This is a genomic window from Cupriavidus ulmosensis (assembly GCF_977008105.1).
The window spans coordinates 3,168,440-3,193,715 of record NZ_CDRMWP010000002.1 but is presented as its reverse complement, the minus strand read 5'-3'; the positions used below and the strand labels follow the sequence as shown (position 1 = coordinate 3,193,715).

General features: G+C 72.6%; 17 protein-coding genes. 11 read left to right on the top strand and 6 right to left on the bottom strand.

Going from position 1 to position 25,276, the window contains the following annotated elements; genetic code table 11:
* Positions 1-42 precede the first annotated feature (42 nt).
* From bcsB to ACWTPI_RS33750, 4 genes are all read left to right on the top strand, one after another.
* A complete protein-coding gene (gene bcsB, locus ACWTPI_RS33765; RefSeq protein WP_020206410.1) occupies positions 43-2,388 on the top strand; it encodes a cellulose biosynthesis cyclic di-GMP-binding regulatory protein BcsB in 2,346 nt (781 codons plus the stop codon).
* On the top strand, positions 2,385-3,593 hold the full coding sequence (bcsZ, locus tag ACWTPI_RS33760; protein ID WP_454733962.1) for a cellulose synthase complex periplasmic endoglucanase BcsZ: 1,209 nt from the start codon (positions 2,385-2,387) through the stop codon (positions 3,591-3,593). The genes bcsB and bcsZ overlap by 4 nt, the downstream gene beginning before the upstream one ends.
* A complete protein-coding gene (locus tag ACWTPI_RS33755; protein ID WP_454733961.1) occupies positions 3,566-7,969 on the top strand; it encodes a cellulose synthase subunit BcsC-related outer membrane protein in 4,404 nt (1,467 codons plus the stop codon). Before bcsZ ends, ACWTPI_RS33755 begins: the two co-directional genes overlap by 28 nt.
* Positions 7,970-8,039: 70 nt before the next feature.
* Positions 8,040-8,369, top strand: a complete 330-nt coding sequence (locus ACWTPI_RS33750) for a hypothetical protein (RefSeq protein WP_059411977.1) — start codon at positions 8,040-8,042, stop codon at positions 8,367-8,369.
* Between the two features lie 68 nt (positions 8,370-8,437).
* Here ACWTPI_RS33750 and ACWTPI_RS33745 read toward each other — a convergent pair whose 3' ends face one another.
* Positions 8,438-10,429 (bottom strand): sensor domain-containing diguanylate cyclase, encoded by a 1,992-nt coding sequence (locus ACWTPI_RS33745; protein WP_020206406.1) that lies wholly within the window; start codon positions 10,427-10,429, stop codon positions 8,438-8,440.
* A 291-nt stretch (positions 10,430-10,720) separates the two neighbouring features.
* On the opposite strand from ACWTPI_RS33745, the gene ACWTPI_RS33740 reads away from it, so the two are divergent.
* The 4 genes from ACWTPI_RS33740 (at position 10,721) to ACWTPI_RS33725 (ending at position 18,009) form a co-directional block, all read left to right on the top strand.
* Positions 10,721-13,897 carry a bifunctional diguanylate cyclase/phosphodiesterase gene (locus ACWTPI_RS33740; protein WP_082079524.1) on the top strand — a complete coding sequence of 1,059 codons (3,177 nt, stop codon included), beginning with the start codon at positions 10,721-10,723 and terminating at the stop codon, positions 13,895-13,897.
* Between the two features lie 200 nt (positions 13,898-14,097).
* On the top strand, positions 14,098-15,198 hold the full coding sequence (locus ACWTPI_RS33735) for a putative 2-aminoethylphosphonate ABC transporter ATP-binding protein (protein WP_454733960.1): 1,101 nt from the start codon (positions 14,098-14,100) through the stop codon (positions 15,196-15,198).
* Positions 15,195-16,928 (top strand): putative 2-aminoethylphosphonate ABC transporter permease subunit, encoded by a 1,734-nt coding sequence (locus ACWTPI_RS33730; protein WP_454733959.1) that lies wholly within the window; start codon positions 15,195-15,197, stop codon positions 16,926-16,928. The genes ACWTPI_RS33735 and ACWTPI_RS33730 overlap by 4 nt, the downstream gene beginning before the upstream one ends.
* A gap of 61 nt (positions 16,929-16,989) precedes the next feature.
* Positions 16,990-18,009, top strand: coding sequence for a putative 2-aminoethylphosphonate ABC transporter substrate-binding protein (locus tag ACWTPI_RS33725; RefSeq protein ID WP_454733958.1), 1,020 nt, complete (start codon positions 16,990-16,992; stop codon positions 18,007-18,009).
* A 171-nt stretch (positions 18,010-18,180) separates the two neighbouring features.
* Here the strand turns inward: ACWTPI_RS33725 and ACWTPI_RS33720 are convergent, their stop codons facing one another.
* Positions 18,181-18,498 (bottom strand): PadR family transcriptional regulator, encoded by a 318-nt coding sequence (locus tag ACWTPI_RS33720; protein WP_029043783.1) that lies wholly within the window; start codon positions 18,496-18,498, stop codon positions 18,181-18,183.
* A gap of 355 nt (positions 18,499-18,853) precedes the next feature.
* On the opposite strand from ACWTPI_RS33720, the gene ACWTPI_RS33715 reads away from it, so the two are divergent.
* The gene (locus ACWTPI_RS33715; RefSeq protein WP_454733957.1) at positions 18,854-19,771 is read left to right on the top strand and encodes a DMT family transporter; all 918 of its coding nucleotides are present in this window, start codon (positions 18,854-18,856) and stop codon (positions 19,769-19,771) included.
* Between the two features lie 37 nt (positions 19,772-19,808).
* Here ACWTPI_RS33715 and ACWTPI_RS33710 read toward each other — a convergent pair whose 3' ends face one another.
* The 4 genes from ACWTPI_RS33710 to ACWTPI_RS33695 form a co-directional block, all read right to left on the bottom strand.
* A complete protein-coding gene (locus ACWTPI_RS33710) occupies positions 19,809-20,609 on the bottom strand; it encodes a MipA/OmpV family protein (protein WP_454733956.1) in 801 nt (266 codons plus the stop codon).
* A 112-nt stretch (positions 20,610-20,721) separates the two neighbouring features.
* Complete coding sequence (locus ACWTPI_RS33705; protein WP_020203806.1) at positions 20,722-20,997, bottom strand: hypothetical protein; 276 nt, start codon at positions 20,995-20,997, stop codon at positions 20,722-20,724.
* 85 nt (positions 20,998-21,082) lie between these two features.
* Positions 21,083-21,529: a ferric iron uptake transcriptional regulator gene (fur, locus tag ACWTPI_RS33700; RefSeq protein WP_020203805.1), complete on the bottom strand. Its 447-nt coding sequence runs from the start codon at positions 21,527-21,529 to the stop codon at positions 21,083-21,085.
* A gap of 660 nt (positions 21,530-22,189) precedes the next feature.
* Positions 22,190-22,951, bottom strand: a complete 762-nt coding sequence (locus ACWTPI_RS33695; RefSeq protein WP_454733955.1) for a sulfite exporter TauE/SafE family protein — start codon at positions 22,949-22,951, stop codon at positions 22,190-22,192.
* A gap of 92 nt (positions 22,952-23,043) precedes the next feature.
* On the opposite strand from ACWTPI_RS33695, the gene ACWTPI_RS33690 reads away from it, so the two are divergent.
* Positions 23,044-23,946: a LysR substrate-binding domain-containing protein gene (locus ACWTPI_RS33690; RefSeq protein WP_454733954.1), complete on the top strand. Its 903-nt coding sequence runs from the start codon at positions 23,044-23,046 to the stop codon at positions 23,944-23,946.
* Between the two features lie 354 nt (positions 23,947-24,300).
* The gene (locus ACWTPI_RS33685) at positions 24,301-25,266 is read left to right on the top strand and encodes a Bug family tripartite tricarboxylate transporter substrate binding protein (protein ID WP_020203788.1); all 966 of its coding nucleotides are present in this window, start codon (positions 24,301-24,303) and stop codon (positions 25,264-25,266) included.
* Positions 25,267-25,276: the final 10 nt, after the last annotated feature.

Here is a 25,276-nt window from a genome sequence, read left to right as displayed (position 1 = left end):
CGGCCCGGCATACACGCCACGGACCACCGGCTCAAGAGACGAATGCGCCTGAACCATAAACCACGCCTGCCCGCGCTGACCCGCCTGGGCGCCATCCTCGCCTTCACCCTGCTGGCGGCGCATCCCGCCGGCGCCCAGCGCGCCACGCTGCCGGACACCAGCCGCGACACCGTGGTCCCGCCGGCGCCCGCGGCGGCCACCGCCATCCCCGCCGGCGCTGCAGGTGCCGCCACCGCGCCGCGCGCGGCCAGCCGCACGGTGCAGTTCACGCTCAAGCAGCTCGGCGCCGACGCGCCGTTCCAGCTGCGCGGCGTGGACGCCATCAACGGCGTGCCGTTCTCGATCCGCGCCGACGAAGTGGTGACCGCCGCCCGGCTCAAGCTGCGCTACACCTATTCGCCGGCGCTGATCCCGGCGCTGTCGCACATCAACGTGATGGTCAACGGCGAAGTGGCCGCCAGCGTGCCCGTGCCCAAGGAGGGCGCGGGCACCAGCCAGGAGCGCGACCTCGCCATCGAGCCGCGCCTGATCACGGAATTCAACCGTCTCAACCTGGAGCTGGTCGGCCACTACACCACCGACTGCGAGGACCCGTTCCATTCCAGCCTGTGGGCCACGGTGGGCAACAGCAGCGTGCTGGAGCTGACCGTGGCGCCGGTGGCGCTGGCCAACGAGCTGTCGCTGCTGCCGCTGCCGTTCTTCGACCGCCGCGACGTCGGCCGCCTGCGGCTGCCGTTCGTGTTCGCGGGCGCGCCGTCGGCGGCCACGCTGGAGGCCGCGGGCGCGGTGTCGTCGTGGTTCGGCGCGCTGGCCGGCTACCGCGGCGCGTCGTTCGGCGCGCTGCTCAACCAGGTGCCGGCCAGCGGCAACGCGGTGGTGTTCGTCACCGGCGAGGAAAAGCCCGCCGGCGTGGCGCTGCCCGCCATCGGCGGCCCGACGCTGGCCGTGGTGCCCAATCCGGGCGACGCCAACGCCAAGCTGCTGCTGGTGATGGGCCGCGACAGCGCCGAGCTCAAGACCGCCGCGCGCGCGCTCACGCTGGGCGCGCGCGCGTTGTCCGGGCAGAGCGCCACCATCTCGCGCTTCGACGAGGTCGCACCGCGCGTGCCCTACGACGCGCCCAACTGGATCCGCAGCGACCGCCCGGTGCGCTTCGGCGAGCTGACCGAGGTGCGCGACCTCAACGTCTCGGGCTACAACCCGGACCTGGTGCGCGTGAACTTCCGCCTGCCGCCGGACCTGTTCGGCTGGCGCGACAAGGGCATCCCGATCGACCTGCACTACCGCTACACGCCGCGCCCGGTGGTGGACAAGTCCACCCTGAACGTCAACGTCAACCGCCAGTTCCTGCGCGCCTATCCGCTGCGCGCGCTCAAGAACCAGGACGGCCGCGCCAGCCAGCTGCTGGCCAAGGTGCTGCCGGACGGCTCGGTGCCGGTGCACGAGCGCATCGCGCTGCCGCTGTTCATGCTGCCCGCGCAGTCGCAGCTGCAGTTCCATTTCTACTACGACTACCTCAAGCAGGGCGCCTGCAAGGACGTGATGCTCGACAACGTCAAGGGCGCCATCGACCCGGACTCGACCATCGACATCACCGGCCTGTCGCACTTCATCGCGCTGCCGGACCTGGCCGTGTTCGGCAACAGCGGTTTCCCGTTCACGCGCCTGGCCGACCTGTCCGAGACCGCGGTGATCCTGCCGGACAAGCCCGGCGCCGAGGACTACACGGCCTATCTCACGCTGATGGGCCGCATGGGCGAGTCCACCGGCTATCCCGCCACCGGCGTGGCCGTGTCCGGCGCGGCGCAGGTCGCCCAGCAGGCCGCGCGCGACCTGCTGGTGATCGGCACCACGCAGAACCAGCCGCTGTTCACGCAGTGGGCCGAGCGCATGCCGGTTTCGCTGGCGGGCAACGAGAAGCGCTTCACCATGTCCGACATCGTGTCCACCGTGGCGGGCTGGTGGAACGGCGCCGACGTCACGCGCGACCGCCCGGTCGAGACGCGCCTGTCGCTCACCAGCGCCGGCACCGACGCCGCGCTGAGCGCGTTCGAGTCGCCGCTGGCCTCCGGGCGCAGTGTGGTGGCGCTGGTCAGCAACGCGCCGCAGGGCCTGCAGGCGATGACCGAGGCGCTGCTCGACCCCGACCAGGTGGTCCACGTGCAGGGCAGCCTGGCGCTGGTGCACGGCAAGGACGTCGACAGCCTGGCCGCCGAGCAGAACTACTACGTGGGCAGGCTGGCGCCGTGGACCTACGTGGAATGGTGGCTGTCGCGGCGCCCGCTGGCGCTGGTGCTGATGACCGGCGCCGCCGCGCTGCTGCTGGCGACGCTGCTGTTCCTGACGCTGCGCGCGCGCGCCAACCGGCGCAACCAGGGGGTGCAATGATGGTGAACCGGTCGCGCCGGCGCTGGCTGGCGGGTCTGCCGGCGCTGGGCGCGCTCGGCGCGCTGGGTGGTTGGGCCGGCGCCGCGGCGGCCGCGCCCGCAGCCTGCCCGTGGCCGCTGTACCAGCAGTTCCTGGCGCGCTTCGTGCAAGCCGACGGCCGCGTGCTCGACCCGTCCACGCGCGAGCAGCACAGCACCTCGGAAGGCCAGTCCTACGGCATGGTGTTCGCGCTGGTCGCCAACGACCGCGCCACCTTCGACCGCCTGTGGCAGTGGAGCATCGCCAACCTCGGCGCGGGCAGCCTGCAGGACAAGCTGCCCGCGTGGCAGTGGGGCCGCCGCGGCGACGGCTCGTGGGGCGTGATCGACGCCAACGCCGCCGCCGACGCCGACCTGTGGTTCGCGTTCGCGCTGCTGGAGGCCGCGCGCCTGTGGCGCGAGCCGCGCTACGCCACGCAGGCGCGCGCGCTGCTCAAGCTGGCGGCGCAGCAGGAAGTGGCGTCGCTGCCCGGCTTCGGCGCCATGCTGCTGCCCGCCCCGCAGGGGTTTGCCGAGGGCAGCGAAGACGGCCCGCGCCAGTGGCGCCTCAATGCCAGCTACCTGCCGGTGCCGCTGCTGCGCCGGCTGGCCGGCGCCGACCCGTCCGGGCCGTGGGGCACGCTGGCCACGCAGGCCGGCCGGCTGGCCGAAGCGGTGGCCAGGCAGGGCATCGTGCCGGACTGGTCCGCCTACCGCGCCGACCAGGGCGGCACCGGCTTTCTCACCGACCCGGTCAAGGGCGACGTGAGCAGCTACGACGCCATCCGCGTCTACCTGTGGGCCGGCATGACGCCGCGCGGCGACGCCGCGGGCCGCGCGCTGATGAAGGCGCTGGCGCCGCACGCGCAGCGCATGGCGGGCCGCGCCGCGCCGCCCGAGCGCATGCACGCCGACGGCGGCGCGCTCGAAGGCGACGGCCCGGCCGGCTTCTCCGCCGCGCTGGTGCCGTTCCTGCAGGCCGCCGGCTCGCCGGCCGCGGCGGTGCAGCGCGCGCGCGCCGAGACCATGCTCGACACCGCCGGCGGCAAGTCCGCGGCCACGTACTACGACACCGTATTGGGATTATTCGGCCTCGGCTTTGCCGAAGGCCGCTACCGGTTCGCGCCCTCGGGCCAACTGGAGCTGGAGTGGGAGAAGACATGCAGAACCGCAAGCGCCCGGCCATGAACGGACGCACGATGCCCGCGGCGCGCGGGCAGGCCGCCGGCAGGCGGCGCGCGAAGACGCTCGCGCTGAGCCTGCTGGCCGCGTTCGCCACCGCTGCCGCCGCGCAGGAAGACCCGGTCAAGCTGCTGGTGGACCAGGGCAAGTACTGGCAGGAGCGCGGCCGCGGCGACCGCGCCGCCGAAGCGTGGCAGAAGATCCTGCGGCTCAACCCGAGCCAGCCCGAGGCGCTCTACGGCATGGGCGTGTCCGAGGCCGAGGCCGGCCGCGCCGACGGCGCGCGCGCCTATCTCGAGCGCCTGAAGAAGGCCCAGCCCGGCTCGCCGCAGATCGCGCGCCTGACGCAGATCATCAGCGGCGGCGGCACCAGCCAGCAGATCGAGCAGGCCCGCCAGCTCGCGCGCAGCGGCCAGGGCGAGGAAGCGGTCAGGCGCTACCAGCAGGCCGCCGGCGGCGCCGTGCCGCAGGGCGATCTCGCGCTGGAGTATTACCAGACCCTGGGCGGCACCGCGCAGGGCTGGGAAGCGGCGCGCAAGGGCCTCGAGCAGCTGGCGCGCGCCAACCCCGCCGACAACCGCGCGCAGCTCGCGCTGGCGCAGCACCTCACCTACCGCGAGTCCACGCGCCGCGAAGGCATCCGCCAGCTCGAGGCGCTCTCGAAGGGCACCGACGTGGCCGGCCCCGCCGCGCAGAGCTGGCAGCGCGCGCTGACCTGGCTGGGCGGGCGCCCGGCCGACGCGCCGCTGTACCAGGCCTGGCTGGCCGGCCATCCGGACGACGCCGCCATCCGCGCCAGGCTCGACGCGGTCAAGGCGCAGCAGCAGCAGGAGTCCACCCGCGCGGTCGGCGCCGGTGCCGGCGCCGCCGCCAACCCGGCGCGCCAGATCGTGCAGCAGGGCTTCGACGCGCTGGACGCCGGCGACCTGGAGCGCGCCGGCGAACGCTTCCAGGCCGCGCTCGCGCAGCGCCCCGAGGACGCCGACGCGCTCGGCGGCATGGGCGTGCTGCGCCTCAAGCAGGAGAAGTTCGCCGAGGCGGTGGATTTCCTCGACCAGGCCGCCCGGCGCGGCGCCGGCACGCGCTACCGCAGCGCGCAGAACAGCGCCACCTACTGGCTGCTGTCCGAGCAGGCCACCGCCGCGCGCAACGGCGGCAACCGCGCCGAGGCGCGCCGCCTGCTCGAGCGCGCCGTCAAGCTCGACGCGCGCGAGCCGTCCGCGCAGGTGGCGCTGGCCGACGTGATGGCCGAGGACGGCCAGTACGCGCAGGCCGAGGCCGCCTACCGGCGCGTGCTCAAGCAGCAGCCCGACAACCCCGACGCCACGCGCGGGCTGGTGGGCGTGCTGTCGGCGCAGAACAAGGGCGCCGAGGCGCTCGCCATCGTGCAGGACCTGACGCCGGCCCAGCAGGAGAAAGTGGGCTCGCTCGGCAGGCTGCGCGCCGACGAGGCGCGCGGCCAGGCGCGCGCGGCCCTGCAGCGCGGCGACACCGCCGGCGCGCGGCGCGCGCTCGAAGACGCGATGGCGGCCGACCCCACCAACCCGTGGGTGCGCCTCGACGCGGCGCGCGCCTATGCGTCGATGGGCCTCAAGGAACAGGCCCGCAGCATCATGGACGGCCTGCTGCTGTCCAACCCCAACATGCCCGACGCGCTCTACGCCAGCGCGCTGCTGAGCGCCGAGACCGGCGAATGGCAGGCCGGGCTCGACGCGCTCGAGCGCGTGCCGCCGCAGAGCCGCACGCGCGACATGGGCACCCTGCAGCGCCGCCTGTGGGTGCATGCCGAGGCCGAGCGCGCCAGCGGCCTGGCCGCCGCCGGCCAGCAATCCGCCGCGCGCGCCGTGCTGCAGGACGCCGAGCGCTACGCGCAGCAGGACGCCGACCAGCTCGGCGCGCTGGCGCTGGCCTATGCCGACGCCGGCGACGAGCCGCGCGCGCTGGCGCTGATGCGCAGCGTGATGAGCCGCACGCCGCGGCCCGACACCGGCATGCAGCTGCAATACGCCGCCATCCTGCTCAAGACCCGCCAGGACGTGGAGCTGGCCGGCGTGCTGCGCCAGCTCGCCGGCGCGGCGCTGAACCCGCAGCAGCGCAAGGACTACGACGACCTGCGCGTGGCCTACATCGTGCGCCAGGCCGACGCGCTCACCGAGAGCGGCGACCTCGTGGCCGCCTACGACATGCTGGCCCCGGCGCTGTCCGAGCGCGGCGGCAACGGCGCCGTGCGCGCCAGCCTGGCGCGCATGTACGCGCAGGCCGGCGACAACAAGCAGGCGCTCGCGCTGTACGAGAGCGTGCTGGAAAAAGACCCGCGCAACCTCGACCTGATGCTGGCCGCGATCGGCACCGCCACCGCCGCCAAGGAATTCAGCTGGGCCGAGGGCACGCTGCAGATGGCGCTGGCGCAGGCGCCAAAGTCGCCCAAGGTGCTGACCGCCGCCGGGCGGCTCTACCGCGCCGAGGGCAAGACCTCGCGCGCGGCGGACTACTTCCGCGCCGCGGTGGCGGCCGAGGCTGCCGCCGGCGCGCCGCCGGGCGCGCGCGCGGGCGCCGCCGGGTTCGACCGCGTGCCGTCCAATCCCTTCGTCGGCCTGCCGGGCCAGCGCGCGGTCTCGCAACTGCCGCCGCCCGGCTCGCAGGCGCCGTATCTCGCGGTGCCGGCACCCACGGTGGCGCAGGCCGCGCCGGCGGCGAGCGCCGGCGGCCAGGCGTATGGCCAGCCCTACATCCCGCTGCCGGCCGGCAGCGCGCCAGCCGCGCCGGCCGCGGCGCCCATGCCCCAGCAGCCGCAGGCCTACTATCCGCAACAGGCGCCCGCGCCGCTGCGCGCGCGCGCCACTACCGCCACCACGCGCGGCAAGGCCACCGCGGCCAGCCGCGCCACCGGCGCGGCGCAGGATGCCCAGTACGCATCTCCGGCTCCGGCGCAATACCCGGTCCAGTATCCGGTGCCATATCCGGCGCAATATCCGGCGGCCCAGTACCCGAACCAGTATCCGGCGCAGGCCGCGCCCGCCGCCGTGGCCGCTGTCGCCGAACCCGCTGCCGCCGTGCCCGCGCGCCAGCCGTTCGGCGCGCAGGCGCGCGCGCCGTGGCTGGCCGACGCGGACTCGCAGGCCAGCCCGACCGGCCCCCGCACCGCCCAGCAGGAACTCGGCGAGATCGAGGCGCAGCGCGCCAGCACGCTCGCCGGCGGCCCCATGCTGCGCGGGCGCACGGGCGACTCCGGCATGAGCCAGCTCACCGAGATGCAGGTGGTGGCCGAAGCCAAGATCGCCGCCGGCAACGGCAAGCTGGCGGCGCGCGTGACCCCGGTGGCGCTGGACAGCGGCTCGGTCGGCGCCGACTTCAACAGCGCCTCGCGCTTCGGCGGCGGCCCGCTCGCCTACGGCGTGAACGGCGCGCCCGTGAACCTGGCCGGTGCGCCGCTGCGGTCGGCCTCGGCCGGCCCGCAGAACGCCTTCGGCGTGGCGCTCGGCGTGGCCTACGAATCGGAGCGCTTCACCGCCGACGTCGGCAGCACGCCGCTGGGTTTCCGCTACACCGACGTCAATGCCGGCGCCAGGCTCAACCTGCCGCTCACGCAGCGCGCCACGCTGTCGCTCGGCGCCTCGCGCCGGCCGGTGACGGACAGCCTGCTGTCCTACGCGGGCGCGCGCGACGAGCGCACCGGCCTGCAATGGGGCGGCGTGATGAACAGCAGCGCGCGCGCCGACCTCGGCTGGGACGACGGCTTCTTCGGCCTGTACGGCTACGGCGGCTATGGCCTGCTGACCGGCCACGACGTCAAGCGCAACACGCGCTGGGAAGGCGGCGGCGGCTTCTACCTGCGCGTGATCGACAAGCCGGACCAGCGCCTCATGAGCGGGGTGAACTTCACCTCGATGGGCTACGCGGACAACCTGCGCTATTTCACCTTCGGGCAGGGCGGCTATTTCAGCCCGCAGACCTATTTCGCGGTGACGGTGCCGCTGTCGCTCACCGGGCGCAGCGGCCGGCTGGCCTACCACGTGCGCGGCGCGCTGGGCATGCAAGCCTTCCGCGAGGACGATTCGAACTACTTCCCGACCGACGCCGCGGCGCAGTCGGCGGCCAACGCGGCGATGGCCACGGCCAACGGCCGGAACCTGACCAGCTCGTCCAGCGCGGTCTACCAGGGCCAGTCGAAGACCGGCCTGGCCTACAATCTGGTCGGATCGGCCGAGTACCAGGCGGCGCAGCAGCTCTACGTGGGCGGCCTGCTCGGGCTCGACAACGCGCGCGACTACCGCCAGTGGTACGCCGGCGTCTATGTGCGCTATGCGCTGCAACGCCAGACCGCGCCGATCGCGTTCCCGCCGGTGCCGCCGCAATCCGCGGTCGGCCCGCTGCCGTTCTGAGCGGCGCCGCCGGCCATATCAATGCTTGGAGAAAGCGCGCGCCAGCCGGCGCGCGCGAAGGAAGTGAATCATGGGTGAAGCAAAACGCCGGGGCAGCCAGGCGGCGCGCGCGGAGCAGGCCCGCGCAAAACTGGCGGCCCTGCGGCCCGCCCAACTGGTGTGCGGCGCGTGCAAGACCGCCTTCGGCACCTTCGACGCCATCGACGCGCCCAACCTGCGCGGCATCGACGCTGTGTTCGGCGGCCAGTGCCCGAATTGCGGCAACGACGTGCTGGTGTTCAAGGGCGAGCCCAACGCCGTGGCCGACGCGATGGTGGCCTGGGAAAAGATGATGGGCGCCGACACCAAGCTCGGCTACCAGTCGCGCGACGGCAAGCACGTGCCGTTCGAGGGCGAATAGAAGCCACAGAGGCCGCAGAGGCCGCAGAGGCCGCAGAGGCCAGAGACGCGGGAGAGAGGCCGCCGCGCCTAGAGGTCCGGCGTATCCTGCGGCCACGCGCCGCCCGCGTCCTGCGGCAGCAGCTCGGGCGGGCCGATCTCGAAGCGCCCGCGGCCCGCGGCCTTGGCGCGGTAGAGCAGGGTGTCGGCCTGGCGCATCAGCTCCTGGTCGGGCATCGGCGCGCCCTGGTAGAGCGCCACGCCGATGCTCACGTCCACGTCGGCGAACACGCCGTCGATGAAGAAGCGCCGGCTGACCGACATCACGATGGCGTTGGCGATGCGCCGCGCGTTGGCCGCGGCGCCGATGTCCTCCAGCACCACGGCGAACTCGTCGCCGCCGAGCCGGGCCACCGCGTCGCGCTCGCGCACGCAGCGCTGCAGGCGCCGCCCGAACGCCTGCAGCAGCAGGTCGCCGGTGATGTGGCCGTGGAAGTCGTTGACGGCCTTGAAGCGGTCCATGTCGAGGTAGAGCAGCGCCATCAGCCGGCCGCCTTCGCGGCTGCGCGTCATGGCCGCCTGCAGCAGCGACTCGAACGCGCTGCGGTTGAGCAGCTGCGTGAGGTGGTCCAGGCGCGAGATGCGCGACAGCCGCATGGTCTCCAGCTTGCGCTGGGTCACGTCCTGCACGTGCACGTGCACGCCGATCACCTGGCTGCCGTCGGCATTCCATTCCGGGCGCAGGCTGGTTTCCATGCAGCGGTACTCGGGATCGCTGTCCTCCACCTCGAAGGTCACGGCGGTGCCCGCCAGCGCCTTCTGCAGGAACGGCCGCGCGCGCGTGTAGCGGGTCTCGCCCACGACCTCGCGCACGGTCATGCCGCGCAGCTTGTCGAGCGGGATGCCGAAGGTGCGCTCGTAGGCCGCGTTGTTGAACAGGTAGCGCTCCTCGGTGTCGATGAAGCCGAGCAGCGCGGGCAGCGTGTCGGTGACGGCGCGCAGCTGGCGCTCGCTCAGGTCGAGCTGCTCGCGCCGCTCGCGCAGGTCGCGCATGAGCTGGCCGAAGGCGCGCGCGAGGTCGCCGATCTCGTCGTGCTGCTGGGCCGGCAGGCGCTCGTAGGCGGCCAGGTCGTGGGCGCTCTCGCGCACCACCTGGCGCAGGCGCGTGAGCGGCGCCAGCAGGTGCCGCACGGTCAGCCAGATCATCAGCGCCACCCCCGCCAGCGCCAGCAGCGCCAGGCACAGGAAGCGCGCCTGCATGGCGTGCAGCGGCTCGAAGGCCTCCTGCGCGGGCAGCACGGCCACCAGCTCCCAGCCGGTGCTCTCCATCAGGTAGCGCGCGATCAGCGGCCGCTCGGGCCAGAGGAACTCGATGCGCCCGTTGCGGTTGTCCGCGCCGCAGGTGTCGCCCAGCGCGCGCGCCGGCTGCATGGCGCGGGCCGGATCGGGGTGGCGCACGTAGACCGGCGCGCGCCCGGACGAGACCAGGCAGTAGAAGCCGGTGGTGCCGAGCCGGTTGTGGGTGATCTCGACCAGGAAGTTGGCGCTGGCCAGGTTCAGCCAGCCGCCCAGCAGGCCGCGGAACTCGCCCTGCGCCGAGAGGATCGGCACCGTCACCAGCACGCCGGTGGTGCCGTTGGTGCGGGCGCGGATCGGCGCCGAGACCACCGGCTCCAGCGTGCGCGCGGCCTCGCGGAAGTAGTCGCGGTCGGCGATGCTGACCGGCACGCCCGGCTGGCCCAGCATGCGGCCCTGGGCGTCGGCGATGATGTAGGAGTTGAAGGTGCCGGGGATCGGGATGCGGCTGTCCAGCAGGCGGCGCAGCGCCGGGGTGGGCAGCGTCAGCTGGTCCGCCAGCTGCGGCGCGAGGTGGGACAGCAGCGTGATGCGGTCTTCCATCGCGGTGTCGAGCTGGCTGGCGGCCAGCTTGACGATGGAGTCCTGCTGGTCCTGCAGCGCGGCGCGCAGGTCGTTGTGGGCGTAATGGAGCGAGGCCAGCACGATGCCGGTACCGAGCACGGCGGCCAGCGCCGTGGTGATCAGCGCGAGACGCGCTTTCAGGGAAAGCGAAACGAATGACATGCGAGCCGGCGGAGTCGGGGGGCGGCACGCGCCTTGCGGCCGGCCGGCCCCGCTGGGCTGCCGGGAAATCCGGCTACGACAGGGTTGCGGGTGCGGCAACCCTACCACAAGCGCCGGCCGGGCGCGAGTCCGGCATGCGCGCGCGCCGGCCGCCGCGCGTGTGCGTGTGGCGCCGCACGTTGCGCGGGCGCGCCGGGGCTGGGCGAGGCCCGGCCGCCAAGGTATAGTGCCTCGTAGCCCTGCAGCGGCAGGGCGAGGCTCCGAGGGCTTCCATCCGCGCCAGGACCATACATGAAACTGCCCTCACTTTCGCCCGTGCTGCTGTCCCTGCTGGCGGCGGCCGCCGGCGCGCTCGCCACGGGCGGTGCCTGGCACGCCATGCGCGCGCTCGAGCGCGAGGCGGCGCGCGCCGACTTCGACGGCTATTACGCGCCGGTCCACGCCGCCCTGCAGCGCCGCCTGCAGGAGAACGAGCAACTGCTGCGCGGCACCACCGGCCTGTTCGCGGCCGATCCCAACGCCACGCGCGCGCAGTGGCGCAGCTACCTGTACACCGCCCAGATCGACGACCTGCCGGCCGGCACCCATTCGATCGGCTTCGCGCGCCTGACCGCGGCGCGCGACCTCGAGCGCCTGGGCGAGACCATGCGCCGCGAGGGCCTGCCGGTGTTCGAGGTCTACCCGCGCGGCGCGCGCGAGCTGTACGCCCCGATCGTCTTCGTCGAGCCGTTTGCCGGGCGCATCACGCGCGGGCTGGGCTACGACATCCTGTCCGATCCGGCGCGCCGCGCCGCGGTGGACGCCGCCCGCGACAGCGGGGAGGCGCGCCTGACCACGCGCCTGGAACTGGTGCGCGAGAGCGAGGCGCAGATGCCGCAGCGCGGCGCCGTGCTCTACATGCCGGTGTACGCCAACGGCATGCCGCTGAACACCACCGCGCAGCGGCGCCAGGCGGTGGCCGGCTACGTCTACGCCTCGCTGCGGCTCGACGACCTGCTGCGCGGGGTCAGCCTGCCGGCCGCCGGCGCGCTCTCGCTGGCGCTCTACGACGGGCGCGACGCCACGCCGGCCGCCTTCCTGGCCGGCGACGCCGAGCCCGAGGCCGGCGCGCCCGCGCCGCAGATCGCGGCCGACCGCGACCTGGCCTTCGGCGGCCGGGTGTGGACCCTGCACGGCGCCACCACGCCCGCTTTCGAGGCCGCGCACCGGCCGCGCCGCGCCTGGCTGGTGCTGGCCGGCGGCGTGCTGGTCTCGGCACTGCTGGCCTGGCTGGTGCTGGTGCTGTCGCGCCAGCAGCGCCGCGCCTGGCAGCTGGCCGCGCGGGCGCGCCAGGCGCGCCAGTCCGACGGCGCCCTGCAGCGCGCCGGGCTGGCCAGCGCCACCGACGCCTTCATCGTGTGCGATGCCGGCGGCCACATCCAGACCGCCAGCGCCGCCGCCGCGGCGATGTTCGGCAAGGCGGCGGACCAGTTCGCCGGCGTCGCCATCGCCACCTTGCTGCCGGACGCGGCGGCGCTGGCCGCGGGCGCCCCCGAGGGCCGGCTCGACGCGGCCGCGCGCAAGGCCGACGGCACCGTGTTCCCGGCGCGCGTGACCGCCACGCCGGTGCCGGCGGCCGGCGCCGGCCGCGTGCTGTGGACGGTCACCGACCTGAGCGCGGTGCGCCGCGCCGAACTGGCGGCGGCCGAGCAGGCCGAGCGCACCTCGCGCGTGCTCGACCACACCGCGCTGTGCGTGATCACCTTCGACCGCGACGGGCTGGTGACGGGCATCAACCGCGCCGGCCAGCGCATGCTGTGGTACCAGGCCAGCGAGGTGGCCGGGCGCATGCGCTATCTCGATTTCCTCGACGCCGACGAGGTGGCCGCGCGCGCCGCGGCGCTCACCAGCGAGCTGGGCGAGCCGGTCGCGGCGGGCCTGCCGGCCGTGACCGGCAAGGCGCGCCTGGGGCTGGCCGACGAGCAGGAATGGACCTACGTGCGCAAGGGCGGCTCGCGCCTGCCGGTGCAGCTGACGCTCACCGCGCTGCCGGGCGCGCCGGCGCCGGGGCCGGGCGCGGCGCTGGACGGCGGCGGCTATCTGGCCATCGCGCACGACCTGACCGAGCGCAAGCGCGCCGACGAGTACATCCGCCACCTGGCGCACCACGACGCGCTCACCGGCCTGCCCAACCGCGCCCAGCTGCACGCGCGTACCGAGCTGGTGCTGCAGCGCGCGCTGCGCAAGGGCGAGCGCATCGCGCTGCTGCTGCTGGACCTGGACCAGTTCAAGCGCATCAACGAGTCGCTCGGCCACCATATCGGCGACGAGGTGCTGCGCATCGTCGCCGACCGCCTCAAGGCCGCCGTGCGCCACGCCGACCTGGTCGCGCGCATGGGCGGCGACGAGTTCGTGGTGGTGCTCGACGCCATCGCCCAGGACAGCGAGGCCGAGCTGGTCGCGGCCAAGATCCTGGCGCGCCTGTCGGAGGAGCTGCGCCTGGGCAGCCAGCGCCTGCGCCTGACGCCGTCGATCGGCATGGTGCTGTGCCCCGACGATGGCGACAACCTCGCCGACCTGCTCAAGAACGCCGACGCCGCCATGTACGCCGCCAAGCGCGGCGGCGGCGCGCAGTTGTGCCGCTTCTCCAGCGAGATGGCGGAGGCCTCGATGGCGCGCTTCACCATCGAGGGCCTGCTGCGGCGCGCGCTGGCCGCGCGCGCGTTCCGGCTGCGCTACCAGCCCATCGTCGATGCCGCCACGCTGCGCATCACCGGCGTGGAGGCGCTGATCCACTGGGACACGCCCGAGCGCGGCGTGATCCCGCCGGCCGAGTTCATCCCGATCGCCGAGCAGAGCGGGCTCATCATGCCGCTGGGCGAATGGATCCTGGCCACCGCCTGCCGCGAGATCCAGCAGCTGCGCGGCAAGCTGGGCCGCGAGCTGGAGGTGGCGGTCAACATCTCGCCGCTGCAGCTGCGCCAGGCCGGCTTTCCCGCGATGGTCAAGCAGTGCCTGGAGGCGGCGGGGCTGCCGGCGCGGGCGCTGACCATCGAAGTCACCGAGGGCATCCTGATCGAGGGCGGCAGCAAGACCATCGAGACCTTCGAGCGCGTGCGCGCGCTCGGCGTGGGCCTGTCGATCGACGATTTCGGCACCGGCTATTCCGGCCTGAGCTACCTGACGCGGCTGCCGATCGACAAGCTCAAGATCGACAAGTCCTTCGTCGACGACGTGGCGCACGACGAGCACCACCAGGCCGTCGCCGCCGCCATCATCGCGCTCGGCCATCAACTGCACCTGCAGGTGGTGGCCGAGGGCGTGGAGTCGCCGGCGCAGTTCGCCTTCCTGCGCGAGCGCGGCTGCGATGCGGTGCAGGGCTACCTGTTCTGCCAGGCGGTGCCGCTCGGTGGCCTGATGGAGATCTGCGCGGCGGGCGGCGAGGCCACCATGCAGGCGCGCCCGGCGCGCGTGGCGTCGAACGGGTAGGGCGCCGGCGGCGGCCGGCCGATCCGTTCGTCAATTCGTTCGCCAGTCCGCTCGTCGATTCACCCGTCAATCCGCCCGCAAATCCGCTCCGCAAATCCGCCAATACCCGCATCGGCATTCTTTGCCCGGCTGCCACATGACTGGCACGCGCCGTCCCTAACATGCCCCCCTGTCATCATGGCATCAAGGGTTGGGCATTCATGCAAGCAGGTGAGTCCGCGCCGGGCCGCGCGTTCCTGGCGGTCGAGCAGGTCAGCAAGCGTTTCGGAGGGGCGGGCGGTTTCCAGGCGCTGGACGGCGTGTCGCTGTCGGTGGCGCAGGGCGAGCTGCTGTGCCTGCTGGGCCCGTCGGGCTGCGGCAAGACCACCCTGCTGCGCATCATCGCCGGCCTCGAGCGCGAGGACGCGGGCCGCATCCATGCCGGCGGGCGCGAGCTGACCGGCCTGCCGCCGCAGTCGCGCGACTACGGCATCCTGTTCCAGTCCTACGCGCTGTTCCCCAATCTCACGGTGAGCCAGAACGTGGCCTACGGCCTGCCGGGCCGCGGCATGGGCCGCGTCCACCGCGACGCGCGCGTGCGCGAGATGCTGGCGCTGGTGGGCCTGGACGGCAGCGAGCGCAAGTTCCCCGGCCAGCTCTCCGGCGGCCAGCAGCAGCGCGTGGCGCTGGCGCGCGCGCTGGCGCCGGCGCCTTCGCTGCTGCTGCTCGACGAGCCCATGTCCGCGCTCGACGCGCGCGTGCGCGAGCATCTGCGCCTGGAGCTGCGCCAGCTGCAGCGGCGCCTGAACGTCACCACCGTGATGGTCACGCACGACCAGGACGAAGCGATGGCGATGGCGGACCGCATCGCGGTGATGGACGGCGGACGCATCGCCCAGGCCGGCACGCCCGGCGAGATCTACGAGCGCCCGGCCTCGGCCTTCGTCGCCGAGTTCATCGGGCAGGCCAACTGGCTCACGGGCCGGCGCAGCGGGCGCGACACCTTCCGCGTGGGCGAGGTGGAGCTGGCGGTGTCGCCGGCGTGCGCCGGCGCCGCGCCCGAGCACGCGACGCGGCTGTGCTGCCGCCCCGAGGCGGTCAGGCTGCAGCCGGCCGAGAGCGAGCCCAACCGCCTGCTGGCGCGCATCGTCGACGAAACCTATCTCGGCAGCCGCTACCGGCTGATGCTGGCCGCGGACCGCCTGCCCGGCATCACGCTGTTCGCCGACGTGCTGCGCGAGCAGCGCCACCTGCTGCCGGCGCCGGGCAGCCACAAGTTCTGGGTCGCGCTGCCGAGCCAGGCACTGCAGGTGTTCGCATGACGCGCGCGGCACCCGTGGCCGCCGCCGCGGCCGCGCCTGCCGGGCGCGCCGGCGGCGCCGGGTTGGCGCGGCGCCTCGCCCACGGCGCGCCGGCCGGCATGAAGTGGCTGTGGCTGGCGGGCCTGGCGGCGGCGCTCGCGCTGCCGCTGCTGGCGCTGTTCGGGCAGGCGTGGTTCGACCAGGCCGGCAACTGGGCCTTGCCCGCGCGCATGGCGGAGCTGGCCGCCAATCCCAATTTCGTGCCGCTGCTCGGGCGCAGCCTGGCGGTTTCGCTGACCGTGGCCGCGCTGGTGGTGCCGCTGGCGTTCGGCTTCGCCTACGCGCTGCAGCGCTCGCGCGTCGCGCTCAAGCCGCTGTGGCGCGGCATCGCGCTGCTGCCGCTGTTCGCGCCGTCGCTGCTGCCGGGCATCGCGCTGGTCTACCTGTTCGGCAACCAGGGCATCTTCAAGGGCGCCTTCGGCGCCGGCGGCATCTACGGCTTCTGGGGCATCGTGCTGGGCGAGGCCTTCTACACGTTCCCGCACGCGCTGATGGTGCTGATGGCCGCGCTCTCGCTGGCCGACGCGCGCCTGTACGAGGCCGCGCGCGCGATGGGCGCGTCGCCGTGGCGCACCTTCCTCACGGTGACGCTGCCGGGCGCGCGCCACGGCCTGTTCGGCGCGGCCTGCCTGGTGCTGACGCTGGTGGTGACGGATTTCGGCGTGCCCAAGGTGGTGGGCGGCGGTTATCCGGTGCTGGCGCTGGAGGCCTACAAGGCGGTGGTGGGGCAGCAGCAGTTCGCGCGCGGCGCGCTGATCGGCATGCTGCTGCTGTTGCCGGCGCTGCTGACCTTCGGCGTGGACGTCGCCATGCAGCGCCGCCAGCGCGCGCAGATGTCGAGCCGCGCGCAGGTCTACGTGCCGGGCCGCGACCGCCTGCGCGACGCGGCCTGCCTGCTGGTGGTGCTGGCCGTGGGCGGCGCGCTGCTGCTGGTGCTGGCCGCGGCGGTGGGCGCCTCGCTGGTCAGGCTGTGGCCGTACAACCTGCAGCTCACGCTGGCGCACTACGACTTCGACAACATGGACGGCGGCGGCTGGCTGGCCTACCGCAACAGCCTGAGGATGGCGGCGCTGACCGCGCTGGCCGGCACCGCGGCGATCTTCCTCGGCGCCTGGCTGACCGAGCGCACGCGCGGGCCGGCCTGGCTGCACGGCGCGCTGCGCGCCGGCTTCATGCTGCCGATGGCGGTGCCCGGGCTGGTGCTCGGCCTCGGCTACGTGTTCTTCTTCAACGCGCCGGCCAATCCGCTGCACGCGCTGTACGGCACCATGACGCTGCTGGTGCTCTGCAACGTGGCGCATTTCTACACCACCGGCCACCTCACCGCCGCCGCCGCGCTGCGCCAGCTCGACGGCGAGTTCGAGGCCGCGGCGCTGTCGCTCGGCGTGGCGCCGCTGGCGACCTGCTGGCGCGTCACGGTGCCGGTCTGCCTGCCGGCGCTGCTCGACATCTTCCGCTACCTGTTCGTCTCGGCCATGACCACGGTGTCGGCGGTGGTCTTCCTCTACAGCCCCGACACCGTGCTGGCCGCGATCTCCGTGCTGAACATGGACGACGCCGGCGACACCGCGTCCGCCGCGGCCATGTCCACGCTGATCCTGCTGACCTCGGCGCTGGCCTGCCTGCTGCTGCTCGGCGCCGCGCGCGGCTGGCTGCGCCGCACGCAGGCGTGGCGCGCGCCGGCGCACTGACCGGCCGGCCCGGATTTCCGAACCCGCAACACCGCATCCGCACGCATCCCAAGGAGAAACCATGCCTCATCCGTTCCGCACCGCCACCGCCGTGGCCGCCTTCGCGCTGCTGGCCGGCGCCGCTCATGCCAACACCGTGCTGACCGTCTACACGGCGCTCGAGGCCGACCAGATCGCCGCCTACAAGGCCGCCTTCGAGAAGGCCAACCCGGACATCGAGATCAAGTGGGTGCGCGACTCCACCGGCATCGTCACCGCCAAGCTGCTGGCCGAGAAGGCCGCGCCGCGCGCCGACGCGATCTGGGGCCTGGCCGGCTCCAGCCTGGCCATCCTCGACAAGGAAGGCATGCTGCAGCCGTACGCGCCGAAGAACCTGGCGGCGGTGGACGCGCAATACCGCAGCGCCGCCAACCCGCCGGCCTGGGTCGGCATGGACGTCTGGGGCGCGGCGATCTGCTTCAACACCGTGGAGGCGCAGAAGCAGGGCCTGCCCAAGCCGGCCTCGTGGGCCGACCTGACCAAGCCGGTGTACGCCGGCAAGATCGTCATGCCGCATCCGGCCTCGTCCGGCACCGGCTACCTCGACGTGAGCGCGTGGCTGCAGATGATGGGCGAGCAGAAGGGCTGGTCCTACATGGACGCGCTGCACAAGAACATCGGCCTGTACACGCATTCGGGCTCCAAGCCGTGCAAGATGGCCGCGCAGGGCGAGTTCCCGATCGGCATCGCGTTCGAGTACCGCGCCATGAAGACCAAGAAGGAAGGCGCGCCGATCGACATCGTGCTGCCGTCCGAGGGGCTGGGTTGGGACATCGAGGCCACCGCCATCGTCAAGGGCACCAGGAACCTGGAAGCCGCGCGCAGGCTGGCCGACTTCTCCGCCTCCGGCGAGGCGATGGCGCTGTACGAGAAGAACTTCGCGGTGCTGGCCATTCCCGGCATCGCCAAGCCCGATGCGCTGCTGCCGGCCGACTACGAGAAGCGCCTGATCAAGAACGACTTCGGCTGGGCCAGCACCAACCGCGACCGCATCCTGGCCGAGTGGAGCAAGCGCTACGAAGGCAAGGCCGAGAAGAAGTAAGGCGGCCTGACCGGCCCGCCGACGAAAAAAGCCCGGAGGCGCTGCCGCGTCCGGGCTTTTTTCGTCGGAGGCGGGCCGGCGCCGGCCCGCGTGGCCACGCAGAAACGGGTACGGATGGTAGCGCGCAATGCGCGGCGGAGCGCGGCAGGAGGAACGGACGGCGGCGGCGGGTCAGCCGTTGGAGGCTTCGGAGGGATCGTTGCGCGAGTGCAGGCGGCGGTAGAGATCGTCCACGTGCGCGCGGCTGGCGCGCAGTTCCTCGCGCCCGCGTTCGGTGATCAGGTAGACCCGCCCGATGCCGTCGCGCAGCACGCTTTCGATGTAGCCGTCCATCTGCAGCGCGCGCAGCAGCGGGCGGACGGAGCCGATATCCACCTGGAAGCCGTACTCCATCAGCATTTCGGCGAGCATGGCCACGGTGGCCGGGACCTCGACGGCGAACTGGAGGACGTAGATGCGGGCGAGCAAGCCAAGGAACTGTCGTTTCATGACGGTGCAAACGCGGGATCTCGCATTGCGGTTGACGTTGATTTATAGTTGTGGTCCACGCGCCGCAAAAAAAGAAGCCGCCACGAGCGTGGCGGCTTGTCGGGAATGCGTCGGAGGGGTCAATTAACTCTGGCGCAGATCAGATTTTAAAATAACTTAACGCGGCTTGTCACGCCGGATTTGCGTCACCCCCCTTCCGAGGGGATCGAGAGGCTCTCCCGCCTCTAAAGTCGCGCAAATTGTGTTCAATAGATAACTTCACGCCGTCTTTTCCGGACAGGAACATGTCCGAAAGCAGCTTGCGGCCGGCCGCGGCCCCGCGTCTAATCCGGGCATCCCGGCCTTCCACCCCGCCATGAAACCCACCGATCTGCTTCGCCTGCTGTCCCTGGCCGCCATCTGGGGCGCCAGTTTCCTGTTCCTGCGCATCGGCGCGCCGGTGCTGGGGCCGTTCACGACGGCCTTCCTGCGCGTGCTGATCGGCGCGCTGACGCTGCTGGCCTGCCTGGCCCTGATGCGCGTGCGCTGGGACATGCGCGGCAAGTGGCGCGCGGTGATGGCGCTGGGCGTGATCAACTCGGGCATCCCCTTCGTCATGTATGCGTTCGCGGCGCTGTGGTTGCCGGCCGGCTATTCGGCGGTGTTCAACGCGATGACGCCGCTGATGGGCGTGCTGATCGGGGCGGTGGGCTTCGGCGAGCGCCTGACGCTGAACAAGGCCGGCGGCGTGGTGCTCGGCGTGGCCGGCGTGGCGGTGCTGACGCGCACCGGCCCGGTGGCGTTCACGCCGCAGGTGCTGCTGGGCGCCGCCGCCTGCCTGGTGGCGACGGCCTGCTACGGGCTGGCCGGCTTCCTGGCGCGGCGCTGGATCACCGCGCAGGGCGGGCTCGACAGCCGCCTGGTGGCCACCGGCAGCATGTTCGGCGCGGCGCTGTTCCTGCTGCCGTTCTGCGCCGCCGCGCTGTGGCGCGAGAACACGCTGCCGGCCGCCGGGCCGGGCGTGTGGCTGGCGATGCTCGGCGTGGGCATGTTCTGCACCGCCATCGCCTACATCCTCTACTACCGGCTGATCGCGGACCTGGGGCCGGTGCGCTCGCTGACCGTGACCTTCCTGATCCCGCCGTTCGGCATCGTGTGGGGCGCGCTGTTCCTGCACGAGCAGCTGTCGTGGTCGCATGCCGCCGGCGGCGCGCTGATCGGCGTGGCCGTGTGGCTGGTGCTGCGCCCGGCGCCCACCGTGGCGGTGGCGCCCGCGGTGCCGGGGCGGCCCTGACGGCCCTGACAGTCCCAACGGCCCGCGCGGCGCCGCGTCAGCGGAACCGGTAGGTCAGCGCCGCCATCGCGGTCCATTGCTGGCGGCGCTCGGTGACGGGGCTGCTGGCCGCGTCGCCCTCCAGCCGGGCGAAGGTCAGCGAGCCGAGCGCGGACCAGTTGTGCGAGATCTCGTAGGTGACGATGCCGTTGGCGTGCCACTCGCGCAGCCCCGCGCCCACCGCGTGCGCGGGCAGGCCCGAGCGCGCGCTCTGGTCCGCCGTCACGCCGAAGAAGGTCTGCATGTACTTGCCGTTGGTCCAGGTCACGCCCGGGCCCAGCGTGAACAGCCACTTGCCCGCCGGCAGGCTGAACAGCACGTCGCCGTTGGCGACCAGGCCCTGCCCCTGGCCGGCGATGTCCTGCGCCACGTCGGCCGAGAAGGTGATGAACGACACCTGCGCCTGCGCGAACGCGCGCGCGCGCATGGTCATGTTGACGTCGCCGAGGCCGTCGAGCCGGTGATCGTTCTTGCTGCGCCGCCAGGTCGGGTCGAACTGGAAGTCCGCGCCGATCTGCCAGACGTCGTTGTTGAGCGCATACACGCCGAGCAGGTCGAAGCCGCGCGAGAAGAAGCGGCCGCCGTAGTCGATGTCCTGGTAGACGATCGGGTAGACCAGCGTGCTGCGCGCGCCGGGGAAGTCGGGGGCCACGTAGACGCCGGGGCCGGCGGAGATCTTCCAGTTGCTGGCGGGAGCGGTCTGGTCCGCGGCGGCGCCGTCCGCCGCCCAGCCGGCCGGCATGCTGAGCGTGAGGGCGAGTGCCAGGAGCGCGCGGCGCGGCGCATGGATGGTGGGCATTGGTGGTCCGGCTCGATATTGTGGATCCCGTCCTGCACGCACGGGGCAGTGCGGGATTCTAGCCGGACGCGGCGCGCGTGGGCGGCGCGCGCCGTGCAAAAAAGCGCGAAGGCTACGCGGTCGGCGTCAGCCGGCCGGCGCCGATGCCCTCGACGTTGAAGCGCTCCCGCACCCTGACCACCACCCGCCGCGCCAGCGGCAGGCTCCTGACCGCTTCTTCGTCGCTGCGGTCGGGGAAGTCGACCTCGGCGCTCCAGTTGCAGCCGGTGTGGTCGGGGCGGTGCACGCAGACCGCGCGCAGCTGGCAATCCTGGCAGCCGGGCTGCTCGCGCAGCCAGTGGCTCAGCAGGCGCTTGAGTTCGGGCAGGGGTTTGATCTGGCGATCCATGTCGGACTCCGGTTACGGCCCGGCGGGCGCAGCCGGGCAGGGGCCGAGGTTCCGGGTGACGGAGGACGGGGAACCGGCGGCCGTGTCAGTTGATGGCCTTGTCGGCCCGGCATCTCGGGCACAGGCCGTACAGCACCAGCATGTGTTCGCGCAGCACGAAGGCGTTGGCGGAAGCCACCTCGCGCTGGCGGGCTTCGATGGCTTCGTCGCGGAATTCCTCCACGTGGCCGCACGCGACGCAGATCAGGTGATCGTGGTGGCCGCCCTCGTTGAGCTCGAACACCGCGTGGTCGGCCTCGAAGCTGTGGCGCAGCAGGATGTTGGCCTGCACCAGCTGGTTGAGCACGCGGTAGATGGTGGACAGGCCGGCATCCACGTCCTGCGCCAGCAGGATGCGGTAGACGTCTTCGGCGCTGAGATGGCGGCGCTCGCTGGCGCGGAAGACTTCCAGCACGCGCACGCGCGGGGAAGTCGCCTTGAGGCCGGCGCGCTTCAGGTCAATCGGGTCGGTACTGTCTGGAGGCATCAGCATGCTGCGGCTTCGCGCCCATGCGGGCGCATCGATCGGAAATGGTGGTGCTCCGGCCGGCCGCGCCGCGGCGCGCTTCGCGCGAGCGTACGCTGTCCAGACCGCAGGAATGCAGCGGGCGGCATCCTGCACGGAAGGCCGCCCGCTGGCTGCAAGACGTGCTGGCACGGCTTGCGGAATAAAAAGATGGCTTGGCTTGTCGGCCGAAGACGCGATCGGGAAAGCGGGGTCTGGTTGCTTTCCCGATCTTCCGGTGACTGGCTACTGCCAAACGCTCCGCGGTACGGAGCGGTCCCCACAAAAGACGGTGATGGATGCCGCGCTTGCGCGCCACATCGAAAATCCGGTTGGCCGCGGACTTGCCGCCGGCCTTGCTGCTTGCTGCTACTTCCTGCTGCTTTTTTTGCGGTGTTCCTGCTGCCTGCCGGGCCGGTGCTGCTTGCCTCGCGTCAGACAGTGATGCCATAGTAAATGGGAATTAATCTCATTACAAGGGAAATTTGCAGATTTTTGGAGGGGGTCGGAAATGGCGCTGGCGGCCTCCCGCTCAGCGGGGGCGCCGGCCTCGCTGGCCTCGCCGGATTCTTTCGCGGCGCGCCCTGACAGCCGCCGCCATGCTCGCGAGCACGCCCAGCGCGCCGAGGGTCTCGAGCAAGGCCGCCATCACGGCTGCGCGGGCAAATAAGCCCGCACGAAAAACGCCACGGTGATGCCGGCGGTGAGCGCCAGCGTGACCGCGCGCACCACGCGGGCCGGCGCCCGGCGGCCGATCTGCGCGCCCACGTAGCCGCCCACGGTGGCCGCGGCCAGCATCACCAGCGTGCTGGGCCAGTGGACCGCGCGCGCGGCCATGAAGATCACCACCGCCATCATGTTGGCGGCGCTGACCAGCAGCGTGCGCGGCGCATTCAGGCTCTTGAGGTCGCGGCTGTCGAGCAGGCCCCAGACGGCCATCATCATGATGCCGACGGCGCCGCCGAAGTAGCCGCCGTAGACCCCGAGGCCGAACTGGACCGCGAGCACCGCCGCCGGGCGGATGCGCGCGCGCCGGCGCAGCCATTCGCCGAGCCGGCGCCCGCACGACAGCGCGAGGCTGGCCACCAGCAGCAGCCACGGCAGCACGAAGTCGAAGGTCTTCGCGGGCGTGTACAGCAGCAGCACGGCGCCGGCCACGCCGCCGGCGAGCGTGGCCAGCAGCAGCGGGCGCAGCGGCACCGTGCCCACCGGCCCGAGGTCGTCGCGGTAGGCCCACGCGCTGGCGAGGCCGCCCGGAAACAGCGCGACCGTGCTCGAAGCATTCGCCTGAACCGATGGCACGCCGGCCGCGATCAGGGCCGGCAGGCTGACGAACGAGCCGCCGCCGGCGAGGGCGTTCATGGCGCCGGCGGTCAGGCCGGCAAGCGAGAGCAGCAGGGTAGCGTCCATGCCAGGCATCGTAGGCGGGCGCCGGCGCGCGCGCAATCTGGCAATTCCGGTGCTAGGCTTCGGTTCAACCGAAATCCGGAAAGGCAACGACGATGCGCTTCGATCTCACCGACATGCGCCTGTTTCTCAGCGTCGTGGAGCACGGCAGCCTGACCCGCGGCGCGCGCGCCACCAATCTCGCGCTGGCCTCCGCGAGCGAGCGCGTCTCCGGCATGGAGGCCGCGCTGGGCGCGCCGCTGCTGGAGCGGACCCGGCGCGGCGTGCACACCACCGCGGCCGGCGACGCGCTGGTCCGGCACGCGCGCCTGATCCTGGGGCAGGTGGAGCAGATGCGCGGAGAGCTGCGCAACTACGCCACTGGCCTCAAGGGGCGCGTGCGGCTGCTGTCCAACACGGCGGCGCTGGCCGCGCTGCTGCCGAGCCGCCTGCGCCGCTTCCTGGCGGCGTATCCCGATCTGTCGGTCGACCTCGAGGAGCAGCCCAGCGGCGAGATCGTGCGCGCGCTTGCCGACGGGCGCGCCGACCTGGGCATCGTGGCGGACATCGCCGACCTCGCCGCGCTGCAGACGCGCCTGCTCGCGCAGGACCAGCTGGTGGTGGTGGCCAGCGGCGCGCACCGCCTCGCCCGGCAGGCGCGCGTGGCGTTCGCCGACCTTGCCGGCGAGCCTTTCGTGGGACTGGCCGATGCCGCGCTGGAGATCCACCTCGGCGAGCGCGCGGCGCGGCTCGGGCGCCAGCTTGCCTATCGCGTGCGGCTGCGCAGCGTGGCGGATGTCGGCGCGATGGTCGAGGCGGGCGTCGGCATCGCGGTTCTTTCCGAAGCTTCCGCGGCGGAACTGCGCCGCCCGGGGCTGGCGCTGCTGCCGCTGTCGGAGCCGTGGGCGCTGCGGCAGCTGCATCTGTGCGCGCGCGACTTCGCCGCGCTGACGCCGCACGCTGGCCTGCTGGCGCGCCACCTGATGGCGGGCGACGCCGCCGCGCCGGCGTTGCCGTAACCTCGCCGCGGGCCGCGCAAAGCGGCTTTCCCGCCGCGCCGGCGCGTGTTCCGGCGGCACCTATTGCGGGCGCGGGCCGCCCGCGCCGCCCTCTCCTGGTGCGGTATTTCCGGCGCGCCGCACCGCATGCGGGCAGCGCGCCGGAGCGCATATCCGCACGACATACCCTGCGCGCCTAAAAGAATTGGGCAGCCACCGGGTGCGTCCATATATTGCTTCGCAGATCGCGAGATACCGGACCGAATCCGGAAGCCGCGTGCCGCCGGCCCGCGCCAGATCGATCGCATCCGAAGCGGAAATCCCGCCGCGCCGCGCGCGGGTTTTCCCCGGCAACTCACACATCAAGGCGAAACCATGAAGAAGATAGCGCTGGCCCTCATTGCGTCGATCAGCATTCTCGCGTCCTGTCCGGCATCGGCGCAGGGCTACCCGAACAAGTCCATCCGGCTGGTCGTGCCGCTCGCGCCGGGCGGCTCGGCCGACGTGCTGGGCCGCCTGCTCGCGCAGAAGCTCAGCGAGAAATACGGCCAGACCGTGGTGGTGGACAACCGGCCCGGCGTGGGCGGCAACATCGGCGCCGAGAACGTGGCGCGCTCGGCGCCGGACGGCTACACGCTGCTGTTCGGCACGATGGGCATCCACTCGACGTACCAGGTCTATCCGAAGCTGAACTACAACCCGTCGACCGAGCTCAAGCCGATCGTGATCCTGGCGGCCATGCCCAACGTGCTGGTGGTCTCGAAGAACGTGAAGCTCAAGGACACCGGGGCCATCATCAAGGACAGCGTCTCGCACCCGGACACGCTGTTCTTCGGCTCGGCCGGCTACGGCTCGTCGACGCACATGGCGGGCGAGCTGTTCAAGTACCAGTCGGGCGCGAAGATCTCGCACGTGCCGTACAAGGGCAGCGGCCCGGCGCTGACCGACCTGGTCGGCGGCCGCCTGCAGATGATGTTCGAGAACCTGCCCACCGCGCTGCCGCTGATCAACTCGGGCGCCATCCGCGCGGTGGCGGTGACGGGCCCCAGCCGCGCCGCCAGCCTGCCCAACGTGCCGACCATCGGCGAGGACGGCCTGTCGAGCTACGTGTTTACCGCGTGGTTTACGATCGCCGCGCCGGCCGGCACGCCCGACGACATCGTGCGCAAGCTCAACCACGACATCCGCGAGATCATGCAGGCGCCCGACATGCAGCCGCGCCTGGCGGAGATGGGCGTGATTCCCGGCAACAAGGACGTGAGCGCCACCAATGCCTTCATCGCCGCCGAGACCGCCAAGTTCGGCAAGGTCATCAAGGAAGCGCACATCGTGGCGAACTGATGCCGGCGCC

Bases quoted from the DNA above. Each gene is read 5' to 3' on its own strand.
- ACWTPI_RS33695 (WP_454733955.1), bottom strand. From the start codon at position 22,951: ATGGACGCTACCCTGCTGCTCTCGCTTGCCGGCCTGACCGCCGGCGCC.
- ACWTPI_RS33710 (WP_454733956.1), bottom strand. From the start codon at position 20,609: ATGCCCACCATCCATGCGCCGCGCCGCGCGCTCCTGGCACTCGCCCTC.
- ACWTPI_RS33735 (WP_454733960.1), top strand. From the start codon at position 14,098: ATGCAAGCAGGTGAGTCCGCGCCGGGCCGCGCGTTCCTGGCGGTCGAG.
- bcsZ (WP_454733962.1), top strand. From the start codon at position 2,385: ATGATGGTGAACCGGTCGCGCCGGCGCTGGCTGGCGGGTCTGCCGGCG.
- ACWTPI_RS33730 (WP_454733959.1), top strand. From the start codon at position 15,195: ATGACGCGCGCGGCACCCGTGGCCGCCGCCGCGGCCGCGCCTGCCGGG.
- ACWTPI_RS33720 (WP_029043783.1), bottom strand. From the start codon at position 18,498: ATGAAACGACAGTTCCTTGGCTTGCTCGCCCGCATCTACGTCCTCCAG.
- ACWTPI_RS33715 (WP_454733957.1), top strand. From the start codon at position 18,854: ATGAAACCCACCGATCTGCTTCGCCTGCTGTCCCTGGCCGCCATCTGG.
- ACWTPI_RS33750 (WP_059411977.1), top strand. From the start codon at position 8,040: ATGGGTGAAGCAAAACGCCGGGGCAGCCAGGCGGCGCGCGCGGAGCAG.
- fur (WP_020203805.1), bottom strand. From the start codon at position 21,529: ATGCTGATGCCTCCAGACAGTACCGACCCGATTGACCTGAAGCGCGCC.
- ACWTPI_RS33705 (WP_020203806.1), bottom strand. From the start codon at position 20,997: ATGGATCGCCAGATCAAACCCCTGCCCGAACTCAAGCGCCTGCTGAGC.
- ACWTPI_RS33745 (WP_020206406.1), bottom strand. From the start codon at position 10,429: ATGTCATTCGTTTCGCTTTCCCTGAAAGCGCGTCTCGCGCTGATCACC.
- ACWTPI_RS33725 (WP_454733958.1), top strand. From the start codon at position 16,990: ATGCCTCATCCGTTCCGCACCGCCACCGCCGTGGCCGCCTTCGCGCTG.
- bcsB (WP_020206410.1), top strand. From the start codon at position 43: ATGCGCCTGAACCATAAACCACGCCTGCCCGCGCTGACCCGCCTGGGC.
- ACWTPI_RS33740 (WP_082079524.1), top strand. From the start codon at position 10,721: ATGAAACTGCCCTCACTTTCGCCCGTGCTGCTGTCCCTGCTGGCGGCG.
- ACWTPI_RS33690 (WP_454733954.1), top strand. From the start codon at position 23,044: ATGCGCTTCGATCTCACCGACATGCGCCTGTTTCTCAGCGTCGTGGAG.
- ACWTPI_RS33755 (WP_454733961.1), top strand. From the start codon at position 3,566: ATGCAGAACCGCAAGCGCCCGGCCATGAACGGACGCACGATGCCCGCG.
- ACWTPI_RS33685 (WP_020203788.1), top strand. From the start codon at position 24,301: ATGAAGAAGATAGCGCTGGCCCTCATTGCGTCGATCAGCATTCTCGCG.